Source organism: Paenibacillus sp. J5 (assembly GCF_054955055.1).
This window is the reverse complement of record NZ_JBUEDD010000011.1, coordinates 187,562-210,323: the sequence shown is the minus strand read 5'-3', so window position 1 is coordinate 210,323 and position 22,762 is coordinate 187,562. Positions and strand designations below refer to the sequence as shown.

The 22,762-nt window shown below is 53.9% G+C and carries 21 protein-coding genes; 9 read left to right on the top strand and 12 right to left on the bottom strand.

Annotated features, from left to right (window positions below; translation table 11 throughout):
- Positions 1 to 14: 14 nt before the first annotated feature.
- From ACY1JZ_RS20120 to ACY1JZ_RS20085, 8 genes are all read right to left on the bottom strand, one after another.
- Positions 15 to 1,331 (bottom strand): zinc-binding metallopeptidase family protein, encoded by a 1,317-nt coding sequence (locus ACY1JZ_RS20120; RefSeq protein ID WP_462630699.1) that lies wholly within the window; start codon positions 1,329 to 1,331, stop codon positions 15 to 17.
- On the bottom strand, positions 1,328 to 1,954 hold the full coding sequence (locus tag ACY1JZ_RS20115) for a cysteine hydrolase family protein (protein ID WP_462630698.1): 627 nt from the start codon (positions 1,952 to 1,954) through the stop codon (positions 1,328 to 1,330). Before ACY1JZ_RS20115 ends, ACY1JZ_RS20120 begins: the two co-directional genes overlap by 4 nt.
- Before the next feature lie 11 nt (positions 1,955 to 1,965).
- Positions 1,966 to 3,039, bottom strand: a complete 1,074-nt coding sequence (locus tag ACY1JZ_RS20110) for an LLM class flavin-dependent oxidoreductase (protein ID WP_270167211.1) — start codon at positions 3,037 to 3,039, stop codon at positions 1,966 to 1,968.
- 148 nt (positions 3,040 to 3,187) lie between these two features.
- Entirely contained in the window at positions 3,188 to 4,351 is a 1,164-nt protein-coding gene (locus ACY1JZ_RS20105) for an ABC transporter substrate-binding protein (RefSeq protein WP_462630697.1), read from the bottom strand.
- A 62-nt stretch (positions 4,352 to 4,413) separates the two neighbouring features.
- Positions 4,414 to 5,265 carry an ABC transporter permease gene (locus tag ACY1JZ_RS20100; protein WP_270167213.1) on the bottom strand — a complete coding sequence of 284 codons (852 nt, stop codon included), beginning with the start codon at positions 5,263 to 5,265 and terminating at the stop codon, positions 4,414 to 4,416.
- A gap of 103 nt (positions 5,266 to 5,368) precedes the next feature.
- Positions 5,369 to 6,145, bottom strand: coding sequence for an ABC transporter ATP-binding protein (locus tag ACY1JZ_RS20095; protein WP_462630696.1), 777 nt, complete (start codon positions 6,143 to 6,145; stop codon positions 5,369 to 5,371).
- A gap of 514 nt (positions 6,146 to 6,659) precedes the next feature.
- Complete coding sequence (locus ACY1JZ_RS20090) at positions 6,660 to 7,532, bottom strand: hypothetical protein (RefSeq protein ID WP_462630695.1); 873 nt, start codon at positions 7,530 to 7,532, stop codon at positions 6,660 to 6,662.
- A gap of 12 nt (positions 7,533 to 7,544) precedes the next feature.
- The gene (locus tag ACY1JZ_RS20085; RefSeq protein WP_462630694.1) at positions 7,545 to 8,255 is read right to left on the bottom strand and encodes a Crp/Fnr family transcriptional regulator; all 711 of its coding nucleotides are present in this window, start codon (positions 8,253 to 8,255) and stop codon (positions 7,545 to 7,547) included.
- A gap of 195 nt (positions 8,256 to 8,450) precedes the next feature.
- Here ACY1JZ_RS20085 and ACY1JZ_RS20080 point away from each other — a divergent pair, with 195 nt between their 5' ends.
- From ACY1JZ_RS20080 to ACY1JZ_RS20065, 4 genes are all read left to right on the top strand, one after another.
- A complete protein-coding gene (locus ACY1JZ_RS20080) occupies positions 8,451 to 8,792 on the top strand; it encodes a cupin domain-containing protein (protein ID WP_462630693.1) in 342 nt (113 codons plus the stop codon).
- 18 nt (positions 8,793 to 8,810) lie between these two features.
- On the top strand, positions 8,811 to 9,164 hold the full coding sequence (locus ACY1JZ_RS20075; RefSeq protein ID WP_462630692.1) for a cupin domain-containing protein: 354 nt from the start codon (positions 8,811 to 8,813) through the stop codon (positions 9,162 to 9,164).
- A gap of 14 nt (positions 9,165 to 9,178) precedes the next feature.
- Positions 9,179 to 9,949 (top strand): class I SAM-dependent methyltransferase, encoded by a 771-nt coding sequence (locus tag ACY1JZ_RS20070; RefSeq protein ID WP_462630691.1) that lies wholly within the window; start codon positions 9,179 to 9,181, stop codon positions 9,947 to 9,949.
- A gap of 281 nt (positions 9,950 to 10,230) precedes the next feature.
- On the top strand, positions 10,231 to 10,965 hold the full coding sequence (locus ACY1JZ_RS20065) for a hypothetical protein (RefSeq protein ID WP_462630690.1): 735 nt from the start codon (positions 10,231 to 10,233) through the stop codon (positions 10,963 to 10,965).
- Positions 10,966 to 11,350: 385 nt separating this feature from the next.
- Here ACY1JZ_RS20065 and ACY1JZ_RS20060 read toward each other — a convergent pair whose 3' ends face one another.
- Positions 11,351 to 12,907 carry an ABC-F family ATP-binding cassette domain-containing protein gene (locus ACY1JZ_RS20060; protein WP_462630689.1) on the bottom strand — a complete coding sequence of 519 codons (1,557 nt, stop codon included), beginning with the start codon at positions 12,905 to 12,907 and terminating at the stop codon, positions 11,351 to 11,353.
- Between the two features lie 434 nt (positions 12,908 to 13,341).
- Positions 13,342 to 13,971: a YfbR-like 5'-deoxynucleotidase gene (locus ACY1JZ_RS20055; protein ID WP_462630688.1), complete on the bottom strand. Its 630-nt coding sequence runs from the start codon at positions 13,969 to 13,971 to the stop codon at positions 13,342 to 13,344.
- Between the two features lie 327 nt (positions 13,972 to 14,298).
- Here ACY1JZ_RS20055 and ACY1JZ_RS20050 point away from each other — a divergent pair, with 327 nt between their 5' ends.
- From ACY1JZ_RS20050 to ACY1JZ_RS20035, 4 genes are all read left to right on the top strand, one after another.
- Complete coding sequence (locus tag ACY1JZ_RS20050) at positions 14,299 to 15,192, top strand: NUDIX hydrolase (RefSeq protein ID WP_462630687.1); 894 nt, start codon at positions 14,299 to 14,301, stop codon at positions 15,190 to 15,192.
- On the top strand, positions 15,189 to 15,758 hold the full coding sequence (ybiA, locus tag ACY1JZ_RS20045; protein ID WP_462630686.1) for a riboflavin biosynthesis intermediates N-glycosidase: 570 nt from the start codon (positions 15,189 to 15,191) through the stop codon (positions 15,756 to 15,758). The genes ACY1JZ_RS20050 and ybiA overlap by 4 nt, the downstream gene beginning before the upstream one ends.
- An 80-nt stretch (positions 15,759 to 15,838) precedes the next feature.
- Positions 15,839 to 16,729 carry a TIGR02452 family protein gene (locus tag ACY1JZ_RS20040; RefSeq protein WP_462630685.1) on the top strand — a complete coding sequence of 297 codons (891 nt, stop codon included), beginning with the start codon at positions 15,839 to 15,841 and terminating at the stop codon, positions 16,727 to 16,729.
- A gap of 185 nt (positions 16,730 to 16,914) precedes the next feature.
- Positions 16,915 to 17,490, top strand: coding sequence for an RNA 2'-phosphotransferase (locus tag ACY1JZ_RS20035; protein WP_462630684.1), 576 nt, complete (start codon positions 16,915 to 16,917; stop codon positions 17,488 to 17,490).
- Positions 17,491 to 17,536: 46 nt separating this feature from the next.
- Here ACY1JZ_RS20035 and ACY1JZ_RS20030 read toward each other — a convergent pair whose 3' ends face one another.
- Both ACY1JZ_RS20030 and ACY1JZ_RS20025 read right to left on the bottom strand, forming a co-directional pair.
- The gene (locus ACY1JZ_RS20030; RefSeq protein ID WP_462630683.1) at positions 17,537 to 19,645 is read right to left on the bottom strand and encodes a TerD family protein; all 2,109 of its coding nucleotides are present in this window, start codon (positions 19,643 to 19,645) and stop codon (positions 17,537 to 17,539) included.
- Positions 19,646 to 20,060: 415 nt separating this feature from the next.
- Positions 20,061 to 20,570 carry a GNAT family N-acetyltransferase gene (locus ACY1JZ_RS20025; protein WP_462630682.1) on the bottom strand — a complete coding sequence of 170 codons (510 nt, stop codon included), beginning with the start codon at positions 20,568 to 20,570 and terminating at the stop codon, positions 20,061 to 20,063.
- A gap of 263 nt (positions 20,571 to 20,833) precedes the next feature.
- On the opposite strand from ACY1JZ_RS20025, the gene ACY1JZ_RS20020 reads away from it, so the two are divergent.
- Positions 20,834 to 22,387: a response regulator gene (locus ACY1JZ_RS20020; RefSeq protein WP_462630681.1), complete on the top strand. Its 1,554-nt coding sequence runs from the start codon at positions 20,834 to 20,836 to the stop codon at positions 22,385 to 22,387.
- Positions 22,388 to 22,762: the final 375 nt, after the last annotated feature.

Sequence of the window (22,762 nt, the reverse complement as noted above, 5' to 3'; positions counted from 1 at the left end):
CTGGTCTCGTTTTTTCATTGCACAGTCGTGCGGTTGCATAGCTTCCAGGCCGTAAAGGCATAGATCGCCGCCGCATCCACCATATCCTCTAATGTGGGCTGAAAGCGGGAAGGCCCGAAGGTGGCAGCCGGGATGCGATACATGTTGAATATATTATGATCCCGCCACATGCTCGCATAAGCTTCATGCGCCAGCGTCAGCGGGCCGCGCTCCGCCGCCTGGCGCCCTGTATCGATCGCCTGAGCCAGCGGTGTCACCGCCTGCTCATCCGCCTCATAGCCCTGGCGGAAAATAAGCGGCAGCACACGTCCTTGCAGACCTGCGTCATGCAGCAGCAGCTCCAACTGACGCTGAATCGGGGCAATCGACTGCCTGGCGGTCAGATTGACCTCAATGTAGATCGAGCACACCTCGCTGCCCGCGCCCATAATATGCGGGTCGCCGCCACGAATCGCTGACAACTGCACCTTGGGGATGGACAGTCCGCCGCTCCCCTCATACGTATGCTCCCGCTCGTAACGGATTGCCCACTGCTGGAGTAGGGGAATGAGCACCGCGGACTGCACGAGCGGATTCGGATGCGCAGCCAGCTCGAGCGGATGCTCCAGAATCGGGGTGAACAGCTCCTCGCCATACAGATCAATTCGGAACAGCACATGTCCGCAGGACATCCAGGTGATGCCGAAGTCGGTGCCCTCTGCCGCGATGGCATAGTCGGGTGCTACACCGCCATGTGTCAGTAGATACTGCGCGCCAACCTCCTTGCCGAGATACTCCTGCCCCTGGAACTCCTCCACCTGCTCTGGCCCGATCTCACCCGGACAAGCTGTAATGTACAGATTGCCCTTGAGTGTCAGGCCCGCCTGCTTGAGCGCCTTGGCGGCCATCAGCGTGCAGGTCATCGGGCCGCGGTCATTCTCAACGGGTCGGCCGGAGAAGACGCCATGCTCGTAGCGCGCCTCCAGCCATTCCGACCGCTCGACCGTGCCCGGCTTGTAGCGCCATTCATCGCGGTAGTTATACTGTGGCGCCTCCGTATCCAGGTGGCTGGTCAGGAGCAGATTGCTTCCCTCGCCGGGCGCCTCTCCACCCAGTGTGCCGATGACATTGAAGCGGCTGGCGAACATGCCGGCCTTGCGCGGGGCGAAGCCCTCCTGTTGCAGCCAGTTGTAGACATACTCGCCAGCTTCCTGCTCGAAGCCAGGGAGGCTGCGGATATTGCCCAGCTCCAGCAGCAGTTGCACCAGCTCATTCGGGTCAATATGCTGGCGGATACGCTGCATGACCTCCCGATCCTCCTCAGACAGCGGCTGCTTCTCCCACAAGCTCATGGGCGGTCACGCTCCTTCCAATAGGAGAGCAGTTGAGCTGTTGTCAGAACGGTTGCAAAGTTCATCTCCAATATGCGTATGGACATCGCATGCACCTCCTGCTCGTAGGCGGCACATGCGTCCTCGACGACGTAGACTTCATAATCCTTCATCGCGCCATCGCGGATCGTAGAGTCGACGCAGCATTCGGTGGTCACGCCAGTCACTACCAGTCTTCGGATGCCGAGTCCCAGCAGCAGCAGCTCCAGGTTCGTTCCGACAAAGGCGCTGTATCGCTGCTTGCTGACGCTATAATCGTGTGCGGCGGGGGCTATCCGGTAATAATCTGCGCCGGGTGTTCCCCGTCTGCATACGGCAACAGCCTCTTCAGGATCATATCCCTGGCGCGTGTACCACGCCTTCATACCTGGGGAATCGGTAGCCGGATCGGTCACGAGCTGGATGAAGATGACCGGGATGTGCCGGTCATGCGCACCCTGCAGCAGCCGTTCAATCTGGTCGACAGCGGGATCGATGGCGGACAGGTCGGCGCCGTATTGCGCCATTTTGCCATCTGCTCCGCAGAAGTCCTGCTGTACATCGACAACCAGCAATGCGGTGCGGGTGGTCAGCTCCTGCATCATCTGCATCCCTCCTACTTCAGCACAGCGTTGCCGCGGAGCTGTGTCAGCACATCTCGCCCGAAGATGGTCAGATCCTCGACATAATCCGGGAAGGTGAGCATCATGCCATCGATCTTCGTAACCTCGATAATCTCCTTGATCCGGCTCGTGATCGTATCCACACTGCCCGCGATCGTCTCTGTCATAAATGCGCTCTTGGCCCGATGCACCATCGAGTTCTCGCGTCCATCAGGCTCCAGGCCGTAGCTTCTCAGCATCCCCTTGATCGCACCGATGTCTGCGCCCTCCTGATACGTCTTGATCCGTTGCTCGGCTTCCTCATCCGTTGCGCCCGGTACGATCGTGAACATGGCATAGGTCTTGATCGTCTTGTTACGCTCGGCTGCCATGTCCTTGGCTCGCTTGCTGACGGCTGCCAGATCCTCCAGGTCACGCCCGCCGATGAAGCAGGCATCTCCCTCATCGATCGTGAAGCCCATGCCCTTCTCGGATTGCCCGGCACAGATAATCTCCGGCCGTGGCGATTGCAGCGGCTTCGGCAGCGACTCGCAGTCCTCCAGTGTGAAGTATTCGCCCTGGTGGCTCACCGTCTCTTCGCTCCACAGCCGCTTCACGAGCTGCATCCATTCTCTCGCCAGATCATAGCGTTGGTCGTGGTCGAGATGCTCCGGCCACATGCCCATCTGTCTGAACTCGCCTGCGTAGGAGCCGGAAACGACATTCATGCCGACCCGTCCGCCGCTGATCTGATCGAGGGTGGCGAACATCTTGGCAGCGACAGCGGGGTGATACAGCAGGGTGTGCACGGTGGCATATATTTTCACCCGAGAGGTAGCCTCGGCCAGTCCGGCCATCATCGTCATCGATTCCAGGGAGATGCCCCAATGGTTGGTTGTACCGCCGTAGCCCTTCCATTTCGCCATCGACATGATGAAGTCCAATCCCAGCTCCTCGGCAATCATCGCGGCCTTGCGGTTGATGGCATAGCTGCCGTCCAGTGTCGGTGCGGTCTCGGAGATGATCCAGCCGCCGTTCGTGATGGGGAGAAAGACGCCAAAGTCTACGTTATTGTAATCGGTGCTCATGAATAATCGCTCCTTAGTGGTTATATGATAGAGGGACGCGGAATCGTAAAGTAAACTGCAACTGCAATCTGTACGTGGTCAACTGTTCTCTGTTATTGGAACTGCTGAACCGTATTCGAGCTCCAGGCATGTGCCTGAGAGAAGGGGGCTACCGCTCTGGCCAGATCAGAGCTTCGCCATTGTAGATGGAATTAATAAACGCGTTGTTCATCACCTTGTCCACGGGAAGCTTCTCCTTGATGACGCCTGCGTCGGAGAGCATCTCGATCTCTCGCGTCCATTGCTCATCCGATTGCCAGGCGATGCCGTGACCGGGCAGCTTGGCCTGCTCGACCAATCCGCTCTCGACCGTCCAGCGGTTCGTCTCGGTCGGCAGATCATAGAGGGAGTCGGATAGCGAAGCCAGCACCTTCAGCGAGGCATCGATATGGCTTGCCGCGTAGCTATGCGCCTTGGATACCGCGCGTAGGAAGTCCTCCACCGCTGTCGGATTCGCCTCAGCGAAGGCGTTGTTGACTGCCAGCACACCGAAGGATGTCTCTGCGCCGAATTGGCCGGGGTCGATCAGCGATACATCAAGTCCCATTTTCTTCATCATATACGGCTCGTTGGACTTGTATACCGTCAGTGCATCCACCTTGCCCGAGCTGAGCACTGTCGGATCATAGCCGACCGATACGCCCTTAACCGAAGTGGGATCGATATTGGAATTCTTGAGCATCGCCTGTATGTTGGCCGGGAGTGCGCCGTGATAGCCTATCGTCTTCCCGACCAAATCCTTCGGCTCCTTCATGCCGGAATCGCTCATGACCATCAGCGCGCTGACGCCAGTCGCAGCGAAGGTAGCGACGCCCTTGATCGCTGCGCCATTGGCCACCGATTGAATGACGAGGCTTGGCGTGCCTGAGCTGGCGATCTGGGCTTGTCCGGCGGCCAGGAACTTCATCCCTTCCGAATCGAGTCCGGGCATAATATGCACATCCAGCCCCATTTCCTCGAAGTAGCCCAGCTCCTTGGCCATGATGACCTGAATATCTGGCGGGGAGGCAGCGTAGTAATAGCCAGTAATGTAGGTGATCTGTCCCGCTGCTGCGTTGAGTTTTTTGCGGGCTGCCCAATCGATCGAGGACTCATCAGGAGTCGCAGTGTTCCCGCCCGCCTGGGCACCGGACTCTGACCCGCCCGCCGTAGTAGCTGATGTGTTGCTGGAGCCCGCGCCGGAGCTAGAGCTAGAGCCGCATGCGGACAGTGCCATGGCACTGCACAGCATCATAATGAGCAGCAGGGTATACCGTTTGTTTTTTCTCTCCATCTCCCATTACCTCCATGATGATCAATGTGATTGACAAGCTATGCTATATAACCAGCGAAGCTTCAGGTGCGGTCGCTGCTGGATACATGCCAGTATAATACCTTGCGCTCTAGCAGACGGACGATATTGGTCAGCAGGATGCCCATCATCGCCAGGATGAAGATCGCCGAGAACATGCGCTCGGTCTGCATGTAGTTGCTGGACATCATAATGACATTGCCCAGCCCTTGGGTGGAGCCGCTCCATTCTCCGACTACAGCGCCCATCACACTCAGGCTGACACAGGTGCGGGCAGCAGAGAACAGATAGGGCAGGCTATTGGGCACACGCAGCTTGAAGAAGATTTCGCGCTTGCTGGCGTGCAGTGATTTCATGTATTCAAGATGGTTATCATCAATAGAGCGGAAGCCGGTAATGGAGTTGACGAGCATGGGGAAGAAGGTGATGATAGCGGCGATTAAAATTTTCGGCAAGGCGTCAAATCCGAACCACAGGATGAAAAGCGGGGCAATCGCCATAATCGGAGTAACGTTGGCAAGCACAGCGATCGGGAGCAGAGTGCGCTCCAGCAACGGGGAGTGCGCCATGTAGATGCCTCCGATAATTGCCACCGTCATGCCGAGGAAAAATCCAGCCAGCGCCTCATACAGCGTCACCCAGGCATGTGGCAGATAAAATGTAAGGGAGGAGACAAACTCATACAGAACCGACGAGGGGGCAGGCAGTGTAACGGGTTGAATATGGAACAGTCGTACAGCCAGTTCCCACAGTAGGAACAGAACAACAAAAGCCGTCACAGGCGGCACATAGGCGGAGGTAGTGAACCAGGCTTTGGCTTTGCTCAGCATGGAGCCCCCCTTTCTGTCCAGCTTGGGGGAAACGATCAGTGCGGCTTCTCTAACGGCGCTTCTCATAGTAATCCTTCCTTTCCCTGACTTGATATAGTAGCATGAACAGCCTCGCTCTCCATGATGCGCGCAGCGACCAGATGAGTACTGATGGAGACGTGATCCGCGCTTATTGCCATTTATCTCGCAAGTATCCTCTAATCTCAGCAACATAGTGGTGAAATGCGTCTGTGTCTTCTATAGAGGCATCGCGCGGTCGGGGCAGGTTTATGTCGATAATCTTTGTAATCTGACCGGGCCGGGCAGACATGACAACAACCTTGTCTGAGAGCAGCACGGCTTCCCTCAGACTATGTGTGACGAACAGTACAGTCTTTTGATGGGATTCCCAGATGTTGAGCAACTGGTAGCTGATCATCTCTCTCGTAATCTCATCAAGTGCCGAGAAGGGCTCGTCCATCAGCAGGATCGGAGCTCCTGAGCCGAAGGCGCGCGCAATGCCTACTCGCTGCTGCATCCCCCCCGACAGCTCCTTGGCATAGGCATGGACGAAGTCTCCAAGCCCCACAGACTGCAACAGTTGTACCGGGTCTTCACGCTCCTGTACCTGGAGGCTATGTCCTCGGGTATTGACCTCGAAGGGAAGATTCATATTCTCCAGAACCGTGCGCCATGGGAAGAGCGCTGGTGATTGCGGGACGAACCCGAATTGCTTTTCGCTCTGTGCGTCGAGAGGGCTTAGTCCACCCACGGTCACCTCACCCTGCTCCACACTGGCCAAGCCGCCAACGATGCGCAGCAGCGTGGACTTGCCGCAGCCGCTGGGACCGATCAGGCTAACGAAGGTGCCTTGCTCCAGCTCCAGATTAATATCCCGCAGCGCTTCTGTCACTTGGCCTCGACGCTTGAAAAACTTGCTCACTTGATTCACCTTGATGTACGCCAATTCCCATCACCACACTTGTTTAAATGTTTAGTTAATTTTTATTAACTAACTGTTTAACTGATTATTCACATCGTATCACCACTTCACTTTCATGTCAATATACATTACATTAATTTCGGAATTCGAAGTGAATTAGCGTAATATTTATAGATTTATGTAATATAAAATATCATTAAATATATAAAAATTACAATTTAAGAGTCGTTTTTGCGAATTATATTACATGAATATAACATAAAAATTCTGGGCACATATAAAAAAACCAGACCAAAACGGAAAGTGACAGCTTCCGGTTTGGTCTGGCCTGGTTAAACTTGAAGATCCTTGTTGTTCGTATTTACAGCGACAGCTTGCGGGTGATTACCACAAGAAATTGAACGATAATATACGGTCTGCGTCTCAAGGTTGCCTTGCGTGCGACTGTTGCAGGAACGGCAAGACACTGGATGATGGATGAACAACTTACTGCACATATAATCTCAGGCTTGCTTTTGGGGAGTCTGTATAAGGCTGCTCATCTGGCAGGTTCTTGAACGGCTGCGGCAGCATGATGGCTAGGAACACGCCTTTTTCTGTGGTGGGAAGCGTACCGGATATTCTCCGATCTTGTTTGGGCGGTATGGTGTCGTAGATGGAGGGGTCTGCTCTCACTGATGGGAACCTGAACCCAGTTATACAGAGCGACGATATAACCGTCTAGCTCGTAACTGCCTTGATTTCCATAAATAATATCGTATGGAAGATGAGATTGTTCGGTGAGATAGGCTGCATTAGACCATATATTGTATTCAGTATCTCCTCTGCGCCCTACAAAGACGCCGTCTATGCGTCCAGGCTGTATAATATCCGGGTTGAATAGTGGAGGAGGCGCTACATCGATGGATTCTGCATTATACAACAGATTGATTCGAATATTCATGACGCGGGACAGGCGGTTCAGCTCTCTAATATCTCCATCTTCGATCATCAGATCAGGACTGCGAAAGAGAATGAGGTTGACGGAGTGAAAACCCGGATGATCCATTTTCAACGAGACGGGTATACTCGTGTACTGTTGAGCAGGAGCTTCAAAGAAATAATGGGTATAGGAGCGTCCGTCAATGTGAAGGTCTATTTGCTGGTCATGATTAAAGGCAAGGAGTACAAATCTTTCGGGCTGGGGGGTTTTGTTTCCTAGCACGATTCGCCTGTCGAACGTTCCTTGATGAATGTGAAAGGTGCGCGCGGCTTCAATATCTTGTTCTGTACTATACAGTCCGAGTGTGAAGCCCTGCCCTGTCTTGGCGATTGGCAGCTCATCCTGGGAATAATCGTATTCATTCTTTGTGGAACAACTGAGTAGTACCAATACGAAAAGGAGCAGCCCAACTATTTTGAATGGTCGCACGTGTACCTCCTATTAAATATCGCTCAAGGTCAACGGGTAGCTCGCATCAAGCAGCTCGAAGCGATTACCCTCGATGCGGATGAGTCCGTCATGCGCCATCCGTTGCAGCTCACGGGATAAGGCACTGCGGTCAACCGTTAAGTAGTCGGCCAGATCGCTGCGGGAGAACGGGATGGTGAAGCATGTGGCGTTGTTCTTTTTGGCTTGCAGGCTCAAGTAGTGCAGGACGCGATCCCGCAGCGACTTATGGGAGACCAGATCAAGCTTGCGGTAGATCGAGCGATTATTGACCAGCAGCAGCGCCAGCATGTTCTCGATCATACGCGCACGTAGCTGGCAGGTCTGCTGCCCAGGGCGGACGATATTCATCATCTGAATAAATAGCAGCTCGCAGTCCGACCCGGCAACGGCCTCGTAGCCGCTAGGCTCTTGCGGCAGGCGCAGTGCCGTCTCGCCGATCATATCGCCAGCCTCCAGCTCCGAGAATATATACCGCATGCCGGAGAGGTTCTCCCCGCACAGCAGCACATGGCCGCGCAGCACCAGGCCGACAGAATCGAGCAGATCGTCTCTTCTGAAGATCCGTTCCTTGCGTGCGAAGGAGAGGACGGTGCCCTGCAGACAATCGAGCGCAGCCTTCACCTCGTCCTCAGTGAAGCCTCTGAATAGCGCGGTGTTGCCGATTAACTCGTCATAGTCGCCGTACTTGCCATAGTCATTCACTTTTCTCGCCTCCTGTTGCCATGGCAACAGAGCTAAGCCGCTATCTCTGTTACACTGTAGTTAAGTGAGAAATATTCTCAATATTATGTATAGTATATCAGAACCGTGCAAGGCGTGCACAGGAGAAATGCGGGCTGCTGGTCATACCGCCCATCCAGCCAGGAGCATGCCAGGGCGGGTTATGGAGGGGGAGGCATGAGAATTACGGAGGACGTATTGCGGCTAGCCGAGCGCATTCAGGTGGCGAAGCACCAGATCCGCAGTCGATCTCTGGAGCCCAGTGACGCGCGAGCGCTATTGCAACTGGAGAGCGAGCCGGAAGAATGTGTCGTGTATGCGTTAGACCAGGGAGAGACGATCAGTGCCGAGATTTTGCCAGGTCATAAGTGGATTGCCATTCTGGAGGGGCGCCTGCGGGTGAGAGTCGAAGGGGAAGATCATCTGTTGTCTCCCGGCATGACCCTGGTCATTGCGAAGCAGAGCTGGCATGAGCTGGAGGCGCTGGACAGCAGCAAGTATATACACATCATAACTTGAATCGAGGAGGGCTTAAATATGGAACAGGAAATGTATATCAAACGACTGCCGCATGCAGAGGTGCTTGATCTGAGAACGATCGTGCCCGTAGCGGAGCAGCAAATCTGCAGTCTGGCGATGGTGCAGCGCCCGAGTCTGAATGTGACCCTATTCTCGCTGGATCAGGGGCAGACGATTGGCGGACACGCTTCGCCGGGTGATGCTATGGTGCAGCTGCTGTCCGGCCAGGCACGGATAACCATCGGAGAGCAGGACTATATCGTCCGTGCAGGAGAGAGCATCATCATGCCGGCTCGGGTCACGCATGCGCTGTATGCGGAAGAGGCGTTCCAGATGCTGCTCATGGTTGTGAAGCCTGAGCGTGAGCGCTGAGAGGGGGAAGCGGCATGAAAAAGGAAGTAGGCCATAACTTTCTAGCGAAGCTGGGCAAGAAACGGCTGCGTCCTGGCGGCACCGCGGCTACAGATTGGCTGATTCGTCAGGTACAGCTTGGACAGGATACCCAGGTGCTGGAGGTGGCGTGCAACATGTGCACGACGGCGATCCAACTGGCGAGTCAGTATCGATGCCGAATTACCGGGGTAGATATGGACGCGCGGGCGCTGGATAAGGCGCGCCAGCGGATCGAAGCGGCCGGGCTGGCGGATTATATTACGGTTCAGCAGGCCAATGCGCTCAAGCTGCCATTTGCTGATGAGAGCTTCGATCTGGTAATTAATGAAGCGATGCTGACGATGCTGAACCAGAATGCGAAGGAGAAGGCGGTTGCCGAATACTGCCGTGTATTGAAGCCGGGAGGGATCTTGCTTACGCATGATATTACCTATGTCAAGGCAGACCTGGCCGAGCAGCTCGAGGAGCTGCGCCGTACCATTCATGTGCAGGTTGAACCGCTGCAGGTGCAGCGCTGGGAGTCACTGTTCCACCATGCCGGGTTTGCACAGGTAACGCATCACGCAGGGCCGATGTCGTTGATGAGCATTAGGGGGATGATGCGGGACGAGGGGCTGCTGGGTACGCTGCGGATTATACGCAATGGACTGCGGTCGGAGAACCGTCAGCAGTTCCGGCAGATGTTCCGGTTCTTCAACGGGCCAGGACGCGATCTGAGTTACATCGCCGTATGCAGCAGGAAGGGAGAGGCAGGAGCATCGTAGCGTGCAAAAGTGCTACAGTTGCAGTGGTCTATGGGCGAGACTTGCTTCAGGGAGCGATAGAAGATAGCAGTGCTTTAGCTTCTAGAACTCGTATGGCGCTTTAAAGGGTTCGTAGCTCTGCTCTATTCATTCTATTTGGTAAAATGCTTACAGCTCATGACGAGTTCTCCTTGTAGAGGTGGTGTCATGGGTTATTTTGGTGTCATACTTTACTTTACAATTAATCTATGATAAATTTACAATAAACCTAAAATTGGTTAATTTATATCTTGGAGGTAAATATGGCAAAAAATTTATGTAAAAATCTCTTGTCGCTATCATTATCGTTATTGATTGTATTAGGAATGGGCACGTCGGTATTTGCCTCGCAATCAACTTTAAATGCCTCATCAACAGTTGGGACATTAACTATTTTTTCCTCGAACGATGGTAGCAATTCTTCATGGAGTACTTCAGGCCATTCGTTTATAGCCTTTAAAAACACAAGTTCTTCTTCTATCACTGTTGGCGGCTTAAGTGTAGGCTCTACTCATGAAATTACTTTTGGAACATGGGGCAACCAATCAAATCACAAAGGTATTTGGTATAACTTGGAGTCGTATCTAATTAACAATTATAATGCCTATGACAATAGAGTTTCTCTGTCGCTAAATGTAACACAAAGTGATATCAATACTATAAATAATTTGATTTCTACCAATGATAAATGGTCTGCGACAAACAATTGCTCTTCTTTCTCTACAAAAATTTGGAATTCCGTATCATCAACAAAATTAAGTGCTGGTACTATTATTGATACCCCAACTTCGCTTATTTCCTCAATTAAATCGAAGTCTGGTTATCAAACAAACCGTTCAGTAGGTAACACTACACCTATTGGATATATGAGTAATGGTTCTTTTGTATCTGTTACAAAGGCATACAGTCTAAAGGCTTTCGGTACTACTGTTAATACCACAGAAGGCTTCACAGAATTTGTCGTTCCAATCAACCTGAATCCTAACAGCTCACAGTAAATGGAGAGGACGAGATGAGTAAAGAAAAGTGGTTTCTACTGATCAATGTCTTACTTGTTTGCGCAATGATAATTCACGTTGGAGTAAGAATGTATATTCATAGTCAACATCCAGAATATAGTTCTCCTGTATATGTAGAATTAATCTATGCTGTTTATTATTTAATTCCTTTAATTGTAGTCAATGTATTAAAAGTTATTATGAGAAAATAACACTCTCCTATAGAGACGTTACTAGCTGAAAAATGAAGAACTACATAAAGAAGTACATCGTTCACACGGCGATGTACTTCTTTACGTTGGGCTAAGCTACGCCATTTGACCTTAAAACGGTCGCATGAAGCTCCGTACTTAGCTATATGTGCCTGCTTCGAGACATCTCCAGCTTAAAATACCTTGGTCGTCCACGATTCACAGTTCCAGGTCTCGGTCACGACATCGCGGTAAAATTCCGGTTCGTGCGAGATGAGCAGGATGCTGCCCTTGTATTCCTTGAGCGCACGCTTCAGCTCGTCCTTGGCATCGACATCGAGATGGTTGGTTGGCTCGTCCAGCACGAGCAGGTTCGTCTCGTTGTTGATCAGCTTGCACAGCCGGACCTTAGCCTTCTCGCCGCCGCTCAGCACTGTAATCTTGCTCTCGATATGCTTGGTCGTCAAGCCGCAGCGAGCGAGCGCGGCGCGCACCTCGAACTGGGTGAAGGAGGGGAATTCGCTCCAGATTTCCTCGATGCACGTATTATAATTGTCGGATTTCGACTCCTGCTCGAAGTAACCGATCTGCAAATTCTCCCCCCGCTGCACCGAGCCGGACAACGCTGGAATCTCCCCGAGAATACTGCGCAGCAGCGTCGTCTTACCGATTCCGTTGGAGCCGACCAGCGCAATCTTCTGCCCGCGCTCCATGCGCAGATCCAGCGGACGAGACAACGGGCTATCATAGCCGATGACTAGTTGCGTGGTCTCGAAGATCAGCTTGCCGGAGGTACGTCCCACCTTGAAATTGAACTGCGGCTTTGGCTTCTCGCGCGCCAGCTCGATCACTTCCATCTTGTCGAGCTTCTTCTGCCGCGACATCGCCATATTGCGCGTAGCCACGCTGGCCTTGTTGCGGGCGACGAAGTCCTTCAGATCAGCAATCTCTTGCTGCTGGCGCTTGTAGGCCGACTCGAGCTGCTGCTTCTTCATCTCATAGACCTGCTGGAAATGGTCGTAGTCGCCAGCATAGCGATTCAGCTCCTGATTTTCCATGTGGTAGATCAGGTTGATGACGCTATTGAGGAACGGAATGTCATGGGAGATGAGGATGAAGGCATTCTCATACTCCTGAAGGTAACGCCTCAGCCATTCGATATGCTGCTCATCGAGATAGTTGGTGGGCTCGTCAAGCAGCAGAATATCTGGCTTTTCCAGCAGCAGCTTGGCTAGCAGTACCTTCGTCCGCTGTCCACCGCTCAAGTCGGTTACGTCCTTGTCCAGGCCGATGTCCGTCAGGCCAAGACCACGCGCCGTCTCCTCCACCTTGGAGTCGATCAGGTAGAAGTCCTGGTTCGTCAGTGTGTCCTGAATCGTCCCGACCTCCTCCAGCAGCTGCTCCAGCTCCTCAGGCGTTACATCGCCCATGCGCCCGTACATGTCGTTCATCTCCTGCTCCATATCGAACAGGTACTGGAACGCGCTCTTGAGCACATCGCGGATCGTCATTCCCTTGGTCAGCACAGCGTGCTGATCGAGATAACCGACGCGCACCCGCTTCGACCACTCCACCTTGCCGTCATCGGGCTGCAGCTTCCCGGTAATAATATTCATGAAGGTTGACTTGCCCTCGCCGTTCGCACCGATCAGGCCGATATGCTCGCCCTTCAGCAGGCGGAAGGATACGTCATTAAAAATCGCCCGGTCACCGAAGCCGTGGCTCAAACGCTCTACATTCAATATGCTCATCTATGACACCTTTTCTATAGGATAATTAATGGCCTGGATTGGATTCAGTTGAACCTTAGCTGTGTATGCCATCGCCAATTTACTTGTTCTATTATAAACGTTAGGGCTACCCAAGCTCAATGCATTGGCGGATATTTCAAAGGATAATGTAGTGGGTCATTGTGGAAACGAAGCTTCGTCTGCGCAACGGGCTTGACGCCCCGCCGGGCCTGGATGCACATGCGAATAGAAGACCTCGCTTATAGACGTGGGCGGGGTCTTGAAGGGAAAGTGATAGGCAGCGCGCGTATCGTGGTTGGTGTAATCATGAGAATGTGGTTATGAAGGGGAATAACAGGCGGAGATACAAGGGAGCCATGGAGCAAGTACAGCAATCGTCCCTTAAGGCGCAGACTACGAGTAGCGGGCGAGCTGTTGTACCCGGAGCTCTGCTGTCAGTATGCCAGTGCTTCTTCAGTAATCTGTTTAATATTCACTTTCGACATCGATCCCTCGTTGACCATATCCGGCAGGATGGAAGTAAGGAAATAATCGACACAGTGCAGCTTGATCTGCTTGATTTTGATCAGAGCCTGACGGTACATCGTGACAAACTCCTTCTCCATATTGCCGCGTTGCAGCTCGGCGAAAGCCTCGTACACCTGGTCCATCTTGTCGGCAACCTCCAGAATCAGTCCTTCGACAGAGCCGTCCTTCCCTTCCCGCAGTTGCCTGCGGAAGATACCCTTGAATTCCTCAGGGATATGCTCCTCGATAAAATGCTCGATCATCCCTTCCTCCACCTGCTGAATGAGCTGTCTCAGCTCAATGGACGAATGCTTGACCGGCGTCTTGATGTCTCCGATAAATATCTCGCCGTAGTCATGGCTGCTCGTAATCTCATAGAGCTTCTTCCAATCTACAGCCACACCGTGCGTCTCTTCGATGTCCGCCAGCGTCTTGGCGTATTGCACAACCTTCCAGGAATGGGCGGAGACGCTGTGCTCCTCGAATTTGAATTTGCCTGGACACCGAATGATTCTCTCCAGCTCGTTCAATGACCGAAAGTACGCATGAATTCCCATAAGCAGCCATCCTTTGAAATCAAGTGTTAGATTACGGGTTCATTATAACCTTGGACTGTTAAATGGGGATTAACACGAGGTGAAATTGTAGAAAAGTGTTGAAAAGGCTGCGTGCAGGGTGGTAGACCAGCCGGAGGCTTGACAGACTATAGAGACTGTTTTATATTAGTATCACTTAGTTAATATCATAATGATAATAACTAAGTATAGCGAATAGCAAAGCAAGCTCCATAAGAACAGTGGAGCGTCAGCCTATCCATCAGTTCGTGCATGATGCTGCAAGTATATAGATATTTCCCCGAGACAGAAACAGGAAGGAAGAGACGTATGACACTTAGGGATCGGAGCGGGTTAACGGAGGAGGAGTTTTTGCAGCAGTATGATGCCGGAGATTATGAGCGCCCGTCCGTCGCGGCAGATATGGTGATTTTTACGGTGCTTGACAGCGAGGTGAGCAACTATCGCAAGCTGCCGGAGAAGGGGCTGAAGCTGTTGCTTATTCGCCGGGGTGGACATCCGTACTTGGGAGGCTGGGCGCTCCCCGGCGGCTTTGTCCGGCCTTACGAGACGACGGAGCAGGCGGCCAGGCGGGAGCTGCGCGAGGAGACGGGGCTGGATCAGGTCTATATGGAGCAGTTGTACACGTTCAGCGAGCCAGGGCGTGATCCGCGGACGTGGGTCATGAGCTGCTCGTATATGGCCTTGATCGACGGCAGTAAGGTGGAGGTACAGGCCGGGGACGATGCTGATCAGGCGGCCTGGTTCGATGTCTCTTATAAGCTACAGTTGGAGCAGAAGGAGCTGCTGGAGGATGGCATTCGGCGTAGCTGGCAATATGAGCTGCTGCTCCAGCAGGGAGGGCACACCCTGCGGGCGGTGGTGGAGAAGCAGACCACCTTCACCAGCGCCTCGACGCGCACCGAATATACGATTGTGAGCAATGACGGACTGGCCTTTGACCATGCCAAGCTGATCGCATGTGCCATCGAGCGGCTGCGGGGCAAGCTGGAGACGACGAGTATCGCGCTCCATCTCATGCCAGAGCTATTCACACTAACACAGCTTCAGCAGGTGTACGAGGTCATCGCCGGGAGAGAGCTGCTGAAGGCGGCCTTTCGCCGGAAGGTGGCTCATCTGGTGGAGGAAACCGATCATTACACGGAGCCTGCGGGTCATCGACCTTCGCGGCTATTCCGTAGAAATTGGGAGAATATCACATGATATATGAGTGGGAAGCATTATGTCGCGCCTATGAGGCGGGGGAACGGTTCAAGTATTTATTTTTCTGGGGACATACGCCACCGGCGGACGGAATCGTCAATCAGAGCTGTCTAAGCCAATGGTGGCCATGCCGCTTCGAGGTGGACGGTGTCACGTATAGCTGCACCGAGCAATACATGATGGCGGAGAAGGCGCGTCTGTTCGGGGATGAGGCGATGCTGGCGTCGATTATGGCAGCGGCCCATCCGAAGGAGATGAAGGCCTTCGGCCGCGCGATCTCCCCATTCGACGAGCAGCTATGGAATGCAAGCAGCTATGAGATCGTCAGGCGGGGCAACGCCGCCAAGTTCACGCAGAACGAGGAGCTGCGCCATTATCTGATCGGCACGGGCAGGCGCATCCTGGTCGAGGCGAGTCCGCGCGATCGCATCTGGGGCATCGGGCTAGGCAAGAGCAACCCGGATGCGGAGCATCCACCCAAGTGGCGGGGGAGGAATAAGCTTGGTTTTGCACTGACGCAGGTGCGTGACGAACTGCTGAGCTGCGGAGCCAACAACCAAGAATAGACTAGGGTGTGTCCTCGAACTGCGGGAGAGCAGATGTAGACACGACCCGCTTGCGACAAGAACGGGCAGGAGGAGAGAAGATGAATAGAGAGAGACGAGAGGCTCAAGAGAGGCATAGCACGGAAGGTGGACGCCAGAGCCGCCAGCAGATTGCAGAGCAGACGGTACAGATCATTCGTCAAGGATATTACGAACGGGAGGGAAGGCGCATCGAGATCGCCGCACTGCAGCAGCGGTCGGAAGCGGGTAGCTTCCTGCTTCGTCCGCAGGAAGGAGAGCGGCTGCTGGAGCAGGTACGCAGCAGCTTGTCCGGGTGCGCGCAGGTGAAGCAGCGGGTGACCAATGAGGCGACAGTGACGGCGATTCTGTCCTGTGAGCCGGAGGAACGTCAGACGCTGGGCGTGCTTAACTTCGCCAGTGCCAAAAATCCAGGCGGCGGCTTCCTAGGCGGAGCCATGGCCCAGGAGGAGAGTCTGGCAGCCTCCAGCGGTCTGTATGCTACGCTGCTGCTGCATGAGGAATATTATACGTACAATCGCGCCCGCCGCACTATGATGTACAGCCACCATGCGATCGTATCGCCGGACGTGGTGTTCTTCCGTGATGAACAGTATCGGCTGCTTGCCGAGCCAGTGACAGCGACCGTGCTGACCATGCCTGCCGTCAACTACGGTCAAGTGGTGGTGAAGGGGGAGGATACGGAGCAGGCCGAGCGCGTCATGAAGGAGCGGATGGAGCTGGTGCTGGCGATATTCGCCAAGCAAGGTATGCGGAAGCTAGTGCTTGGTGCTTATGGCTGCGGCGTATTCCGCAATGATCCGGCTAAGGTAGCAAGCTGGTGGAGAGAGCTGCTGGAGGATAAGGGGTATGGAGCCTTGTTCGATGAAGTGATCTACGCCGTGCTGGATAGCAGCAAAAACAAGGCGTGTATGAGGGCATTTGAGCAGATATTCAGATCCTCCATACATTAGCCTACATTAGGCGTGTCTGGAAACTCCCTCAAGGGCAATGTTAACCATTCTTCGTTCCCCGCTGCCTGCGCCTCCTTGACTTCCCCCGGTAAGCCTGCGTAAAGCGCCTGGCATGGAACGATGATGTAGCACAATTCGCTCCTTGCGAAGTTTTCAGACACATTTCAGAAAGGCAGAGAAGGTTCATGAAGAACAATGAAGGTAATTATCAAAAAAATTATCAAGATACTAAGATGGGAAGATTTCTAAGTCTGGTGCTGCGTCATCAGCCGCAGGCGGCAGGCATCACATTGGATCAGAACGGCTGGGCGTCTGTGGATGAGCTGATCCGCGGGGTGAACCGTACCGGGCGAAGGCTCGATCGGGCGGCACTGGATCGGATTGTGGCGGAAAACAGCAAGCAACGGTACAGCTTCAATGAGGATCGTACCCGCATTCGCGCCAACCAGGGTCACTCGCTGACAGTGGATGTAGAGCTGAAGCAGCAGATGCCGCCAGCCGTGCTCTATCATGGAACAGCTCAGCACTATGTGCAGTCCATCTTGCAGCAGGGCATCCGCCGTGGCACACGTCAGCATGTGCATCTAACAGAGGATCAGAAGCTGGCAGCCAAGGTTGGCTCCCGGCACGGACAACCCGCCGTGCTGGCAGTCGACGCGGCGGACATGCATCAGGCGGGTTATATATTCTACCGTTCAGAGAACGATGTATGGCTATGTGAGCATGTGCCTGCTATCTATATGCGCGTGGAGATGCACTGAGCGGGGGACTGACGGCTATGTGCATCTTGTGGCCCACCACTTTCCCCTAAGCGATAAACTCCGCCATAATTCGCTCCGTATCCCATGGCGTAATGCCAAGCTCCGGCGAGAAGATCGTCTCTGCTTCCTGTGCGTGCCCGACCAGATGTCCACGCGCTGTGGCGTGAAGCAGGAACAGCTCATACAGATCCGGCTTGCTCAGCGTCGTCATCGCCTGCCCCATCATCGCCATGCTGGACAGGTGACCCTCCACATTATTGTGATAGGCCGGATGCCGTGTCAGCGCCAGATCACACCAGATGACGGTTCGCTCGACGAGATCGAGAATAACCGGAATGGCGATCTGTGTATTGGCGGTCACATCGACCTTATCGATAACCGCAGACGGCTCGAAGACTTCCCCGGAGCCCGGCTTGCGACGCATCATCCATCCACCAAAGCATTCCGGCAGCTCGCAATACGGCTGACTGGTGAACGAGTTCAGGGAGGCCATCACATATCGGCCGCCATATTCCAGGATCGAGTCGATGTCCAGATCGATGAATTCACAGGCTCCATTCGGCGCGGAGACGATGTCTCCGCTATGGGCAGCCTTGTATTTGGCAGAGCGCAGATTGGTGTAAGAAATATGCTCCATATATTGCCAACCACCATCAAATAGAATTGCGGACAGATCAATATCAACGCGGCCGGTTGGCTTGCCGTTCACGATGCCCTCCTTCCACCACAGGAAGAAGCGGATCGTGTCGCCTGGAGGCATCGGGATACGGCTGCCGCGCGTCAGTGTCCGCAGCGACCTGCTAGCGGAGCGTTGAGCGAGAGGCACCATGAAACGCCGCAATTGCTCGTCGACGAACACCTTGCCGAGCGGTGGCAACTGTGCAAATCGCTGCCGCAGTGTGTCCCTGCATAGATCGGCTGCCGCGGCGCAGACCGTGGCGTCTAGCGGCGGCAATGAGCCGGGGATGGTAAACGCCTTGGCGACATTGCCCTTGGGGAAGAAGGTGCGCCAGCGTCTGCCATCGTGACGCCGAGTGAAGTGGGCAATTAATTGCAGCAGCACGGGTGTAGCGACCTGGTCGCTCACACTGCGGAACAAGGCGAGCACCTGCTGCGGCTCATCATGAATACGCAGCACATGGTCAAGCCTGCGGGCGAATTCGCCCGGACGCTCGGCGAGCAGCAGCGCCGCCGAATCCGCCTGGTACCAGCGCAGCGCCAGCTCGACCTGCCCGGCGAACGTGTCCAGCGGACGATCGTTACGCAGCATATCGAAGGCCGCCCAGCAGCGTGGATAGCGCGCCTTGTATTCGCCTGGATGGAGAATCTCGCCCAGCCTGATCCACCGCTGCTTATAGCGCCTCATATCCTCGGCGAGGTTCCCGCACTGCTCCAGCAGTTCGAGCAGCAGTCGGCGCTCGGCTCGCTTGAGCCTGCGAAAGCGGGTGCTCTCCGCCAGGCTGACATCCCCCTCCGACAGTGCGACGGCAAGCCGCAGCACATCGGTCGCTGTATGGAAGTAGCGAGCGAACTGTTCTGCGTGCGCCTTCCCGTGACGGAGCAGCGCAGCGGTGACGAAGCCGACATTTTCCTTGAGCGGGATCTGCTCGGGCAACAGTGTAGAGGGATCGCTCTCCAGCCGAATAGCCGTATCGATGTCCTCCTTGTCCGTCTGCGAGATGGAGCTACTGGCTTGAATCATCTGGCGGATCATCTGACGGAATTCGTCCATGCTGCCCAGTTCAATGGTCTGAAGCGCCCTCTTCTCGGGTGCTGAATGATCTGAAGCGGTTCTTGAAGCGGCGGAGACTCCAGAAGCTGTGGGGAGCGCCAGGGTAACGTAATGGAAGAAGGCATTCAGGTACAGCTCCGCATCGCCTTCAGCCATCACCTGGTCAGGGAAGCCGGGATACATCGGAGTGTATACGACATGAGCGCCGACGAGCAGCCTCAGTTGTTCGATCAACTGTTGGTATTCTATAGCGAAGGCCTCCGGGGACAGGCTGGAGAGCGCCTGTGCCAGCGGCTTCGACAGGGTGAAGCCAAGACTCTCCATGTTTTTCATGGCAGTTGCTATATAGGCATAAGGGAGAGCGCAGTCTCCCGGGTTGACGATCCATTTCCGTTGTCGTCGCAGCATGATTGCATTGATCATATGTCATCCGCTGCACCCACACGAGCTGATTCCACGCGGAATCTTGCGCCGAGCGGGGAGCTGCGGCTGCCTCCTCTCATCGATTAGATTCAGGGTCAGGGGATTCGCATCTCTATTCGAAAGCCATAATATCGCTTAGAAGGAAGAGATGCGATAGCCTGATCCGTCAGTGCTTCAGGAGAGCTGCCGCCCTAAGATCCAAGTTGTGTAGAAGGAAGGACGGCAATAGCCTGAAGGCGGAGGACGGCGGTACGTCTGGCTTACAGCTTGCACTTATGCGGCTCGCGCTGCTGTCCTCTTGGTATTCATTGTGCCACACCATAGAGGAGGCGAACATGGCGGAAGTATTACAATAGGGAAAAAATAGCTGGAGCTGCTTCGCAATCAGAGCCTAAGCTGCCCCGGCCAAGCGCTGTTATGATCCCGCAGGGACAGCCAGCTCCATGATGTAATCATCCATGACGAAGCCGCCTCCGATGTCTGCGACCTGAGTGCGGAGCTTGCGGAAGCCCTTCTGCTCATACACGGCGATCGCTGTGCGGTTGTGGCGGTTCACCGTCAGCCAGATGGCATGCAGCCCTCGCTCCTGGCAGAGCCCGGTCAGCCATGCCATCGCCTTGCTGGCATAGCCATGGCCCCGATACTGCTGGTGAATATAGAACTTGCTCAAGAACAGTCGGTTCTCCTCCTGCTTGATGCTGAGGTAGCCGATGCGTTCCCCTTCAAGCAGCATTTCATAGTATTCATAGCCCTGCGCTTCGATCTGCTCCGTCATCGCAGGAATGGACTGGAACTTCTCCAGCATATAGTGAATCTGCTCCACAGAGATCATCTGCTGGTAATGCGAGAGCCAGATGTCCTCGGCAAGAGCAGCGATGGCAGCAATCTGCTGCGGCGTCTGGACGTATTCCATCGTGAGCTTCATCTTCAGGCTTCAACCCTCTCGTGCATCGTTATGTGCAAAATGTGTAGAAGAGATGTGCGCTCTCCCCCTCCTTTGCTTCCTTTTCATTATACCTGTGTCTGCTCCTGGGTGTAAGGGTTCTCCCTCTGTTGCTCGCCTGTGATACAATAAATGCAAACGTAGGAAGCTGCTGGTCGTGGCGTCTTGCGAGCCAAGCGTCGCTTGATGACCCAGGCGGACTTGACGAGCGATCCTCAGGTTGGGAAGACAGGAGGGGACACATCATGTATAAAGTGCTCTTGGTGGACGATGAGTGGTTAATTCTTGATGGGATCTCTAGTGTGGTGGATTGGCCACGGCTAGGAACGGAGCTGGTGGGAACCGCTCAGAATGGATTGGAAGCGCTTGCTATAGTGGAGGGTCATTGCCCTGACATTGTGATCACAGATATTCGAATGCCTGGAATGGACGGCCTGCAACTGGTAGAGGCTGTTGCTGCACAGTATCCGTGGGTCTCCTTCATTATGCTGACGGGCTTCTCTGAATTTGAATATGCCAAGACAGCGATGCAGCATGGGGTGAAGCATTACCTGCTGAAGCCTTGCAGTGAGGAAAGCTTGGTGCAGGCAATTGAGGAGATCGTCAGTGAGAAACGCGAGCAGGCTGATCAAGAACGATTCGTGCAATCGATCAAGTATAATCTGGAGCGTGTGCTGCCGCATGCCAAGGAATATTTCCTGAAGGAGCTGGTGACGAATAAAACCTATGGGGCGAAGGAATGGCAATATTTCGACGAGCTGTTCGGCGTCCAGTTCCAGAGCCAGCGCGTGCGGCTGCTGCTGGTGGAGATTGAGGGAGAGCACGAGTACCTTCATCTGTTCGCCGTCAAAAATATCGCGGAGGACATCGTCCACAATCCCATCCTCAGCTCGACAGTCGGTCGTCATGTGCTGCTGCTCATGGAGGATAAGCCTAGCACGGAGCAATTGTTCGGCATGATCGAGACGATCCGCACAACCTTCGCCAAGTACTATCGGTTTGACCTGACCGTTGCGCTAAGTGAGTCGGGAGAATTAACCCATGCCCGCCAGCTCTACACACAAACCCTTGTCTATCTGAATCATCGCTTCTATCTGGGCGAGGGCAGTCTGATTATGGAGCGCGACATTGCGCCGCAGGTTGAGCCGGGACTGCCTGAGTTCGAGTATGATCAGGAACGGCTGATGGCCGCTCTGAAGGCGGGGTATTGGCAGGATGCCGAGGCGGAGCTGGGAAGAATGTTTCGACAGCTGTCGGAGCTGCGCGATGACATCTCCAAGACCAAGTCCTATCTGATTCAGATCTTTGTGGAGGTCATTCGGCTGAGTGGGCCAGTGGAGATGCAGGGCTACATGAATCGTCTGCCGCAGATGATCGAGACGAGCACTCTCCAGTCCTTCCAGCAGTTTGTACTTGCTATAGCCAAGGAGATTGCGCTGAGCCGCTATGAGCAGAACCGCTCCCGACAGTCGCAGATGGTGCTCCAGATGAAGCAATGGGTGGAGCGTCATTATAGGGAGGAGTCGTTGACACTGCAGGCTGTCGCGAACGATATCTATATGAACCCCGATTATATTAGCAAGATGTTCAAGAAGGAAACCGGGGAGAAGTTCACGAACTACGTCATGCGTTACCGCATTCAGAAGGCGATGGAGCTGCTAGAGCAGGATGGGCACTGCACCGTGTCGGCTCTGGCGGAGCAGACTGGCTTCGGCTCGAATTGGCCGTATTTCAGCAAGATGTTCAAGAAATTGACCGGCTATTCGCCGTCGGAGTATAAGCGTCCGCCGATGGTGTAGCCAGTGGGACGATAAGAGGGGAGAGCCTGTTTTCCGAGTGGTCGGAGAACGGGTTTTTCACTGTTCCAGGTTAGCTTCTAGGTTTACTTTTCTTCATAACGATCTCATTGGTAATGAGTACCGCCAATATAACAATGGAAACGACATCATGTGCTGTGAACTGCCCATCGAATAAGAAATTTGTTGTAAAGTAGACGAGTCCGCCAAACAATAGAGCCCTTAATAGGATCGATCCCATTCCATTCCTCCGTTCTTAGAACATGTATATAATGACTAATATTGTAGTTTATCTCCTATTTTATTGTAAACGAAAACCAATTGATATTTCCCGTAAATGTATTGCGTGGCCTTAGTTCTCGCAGTGTAAATATCGGG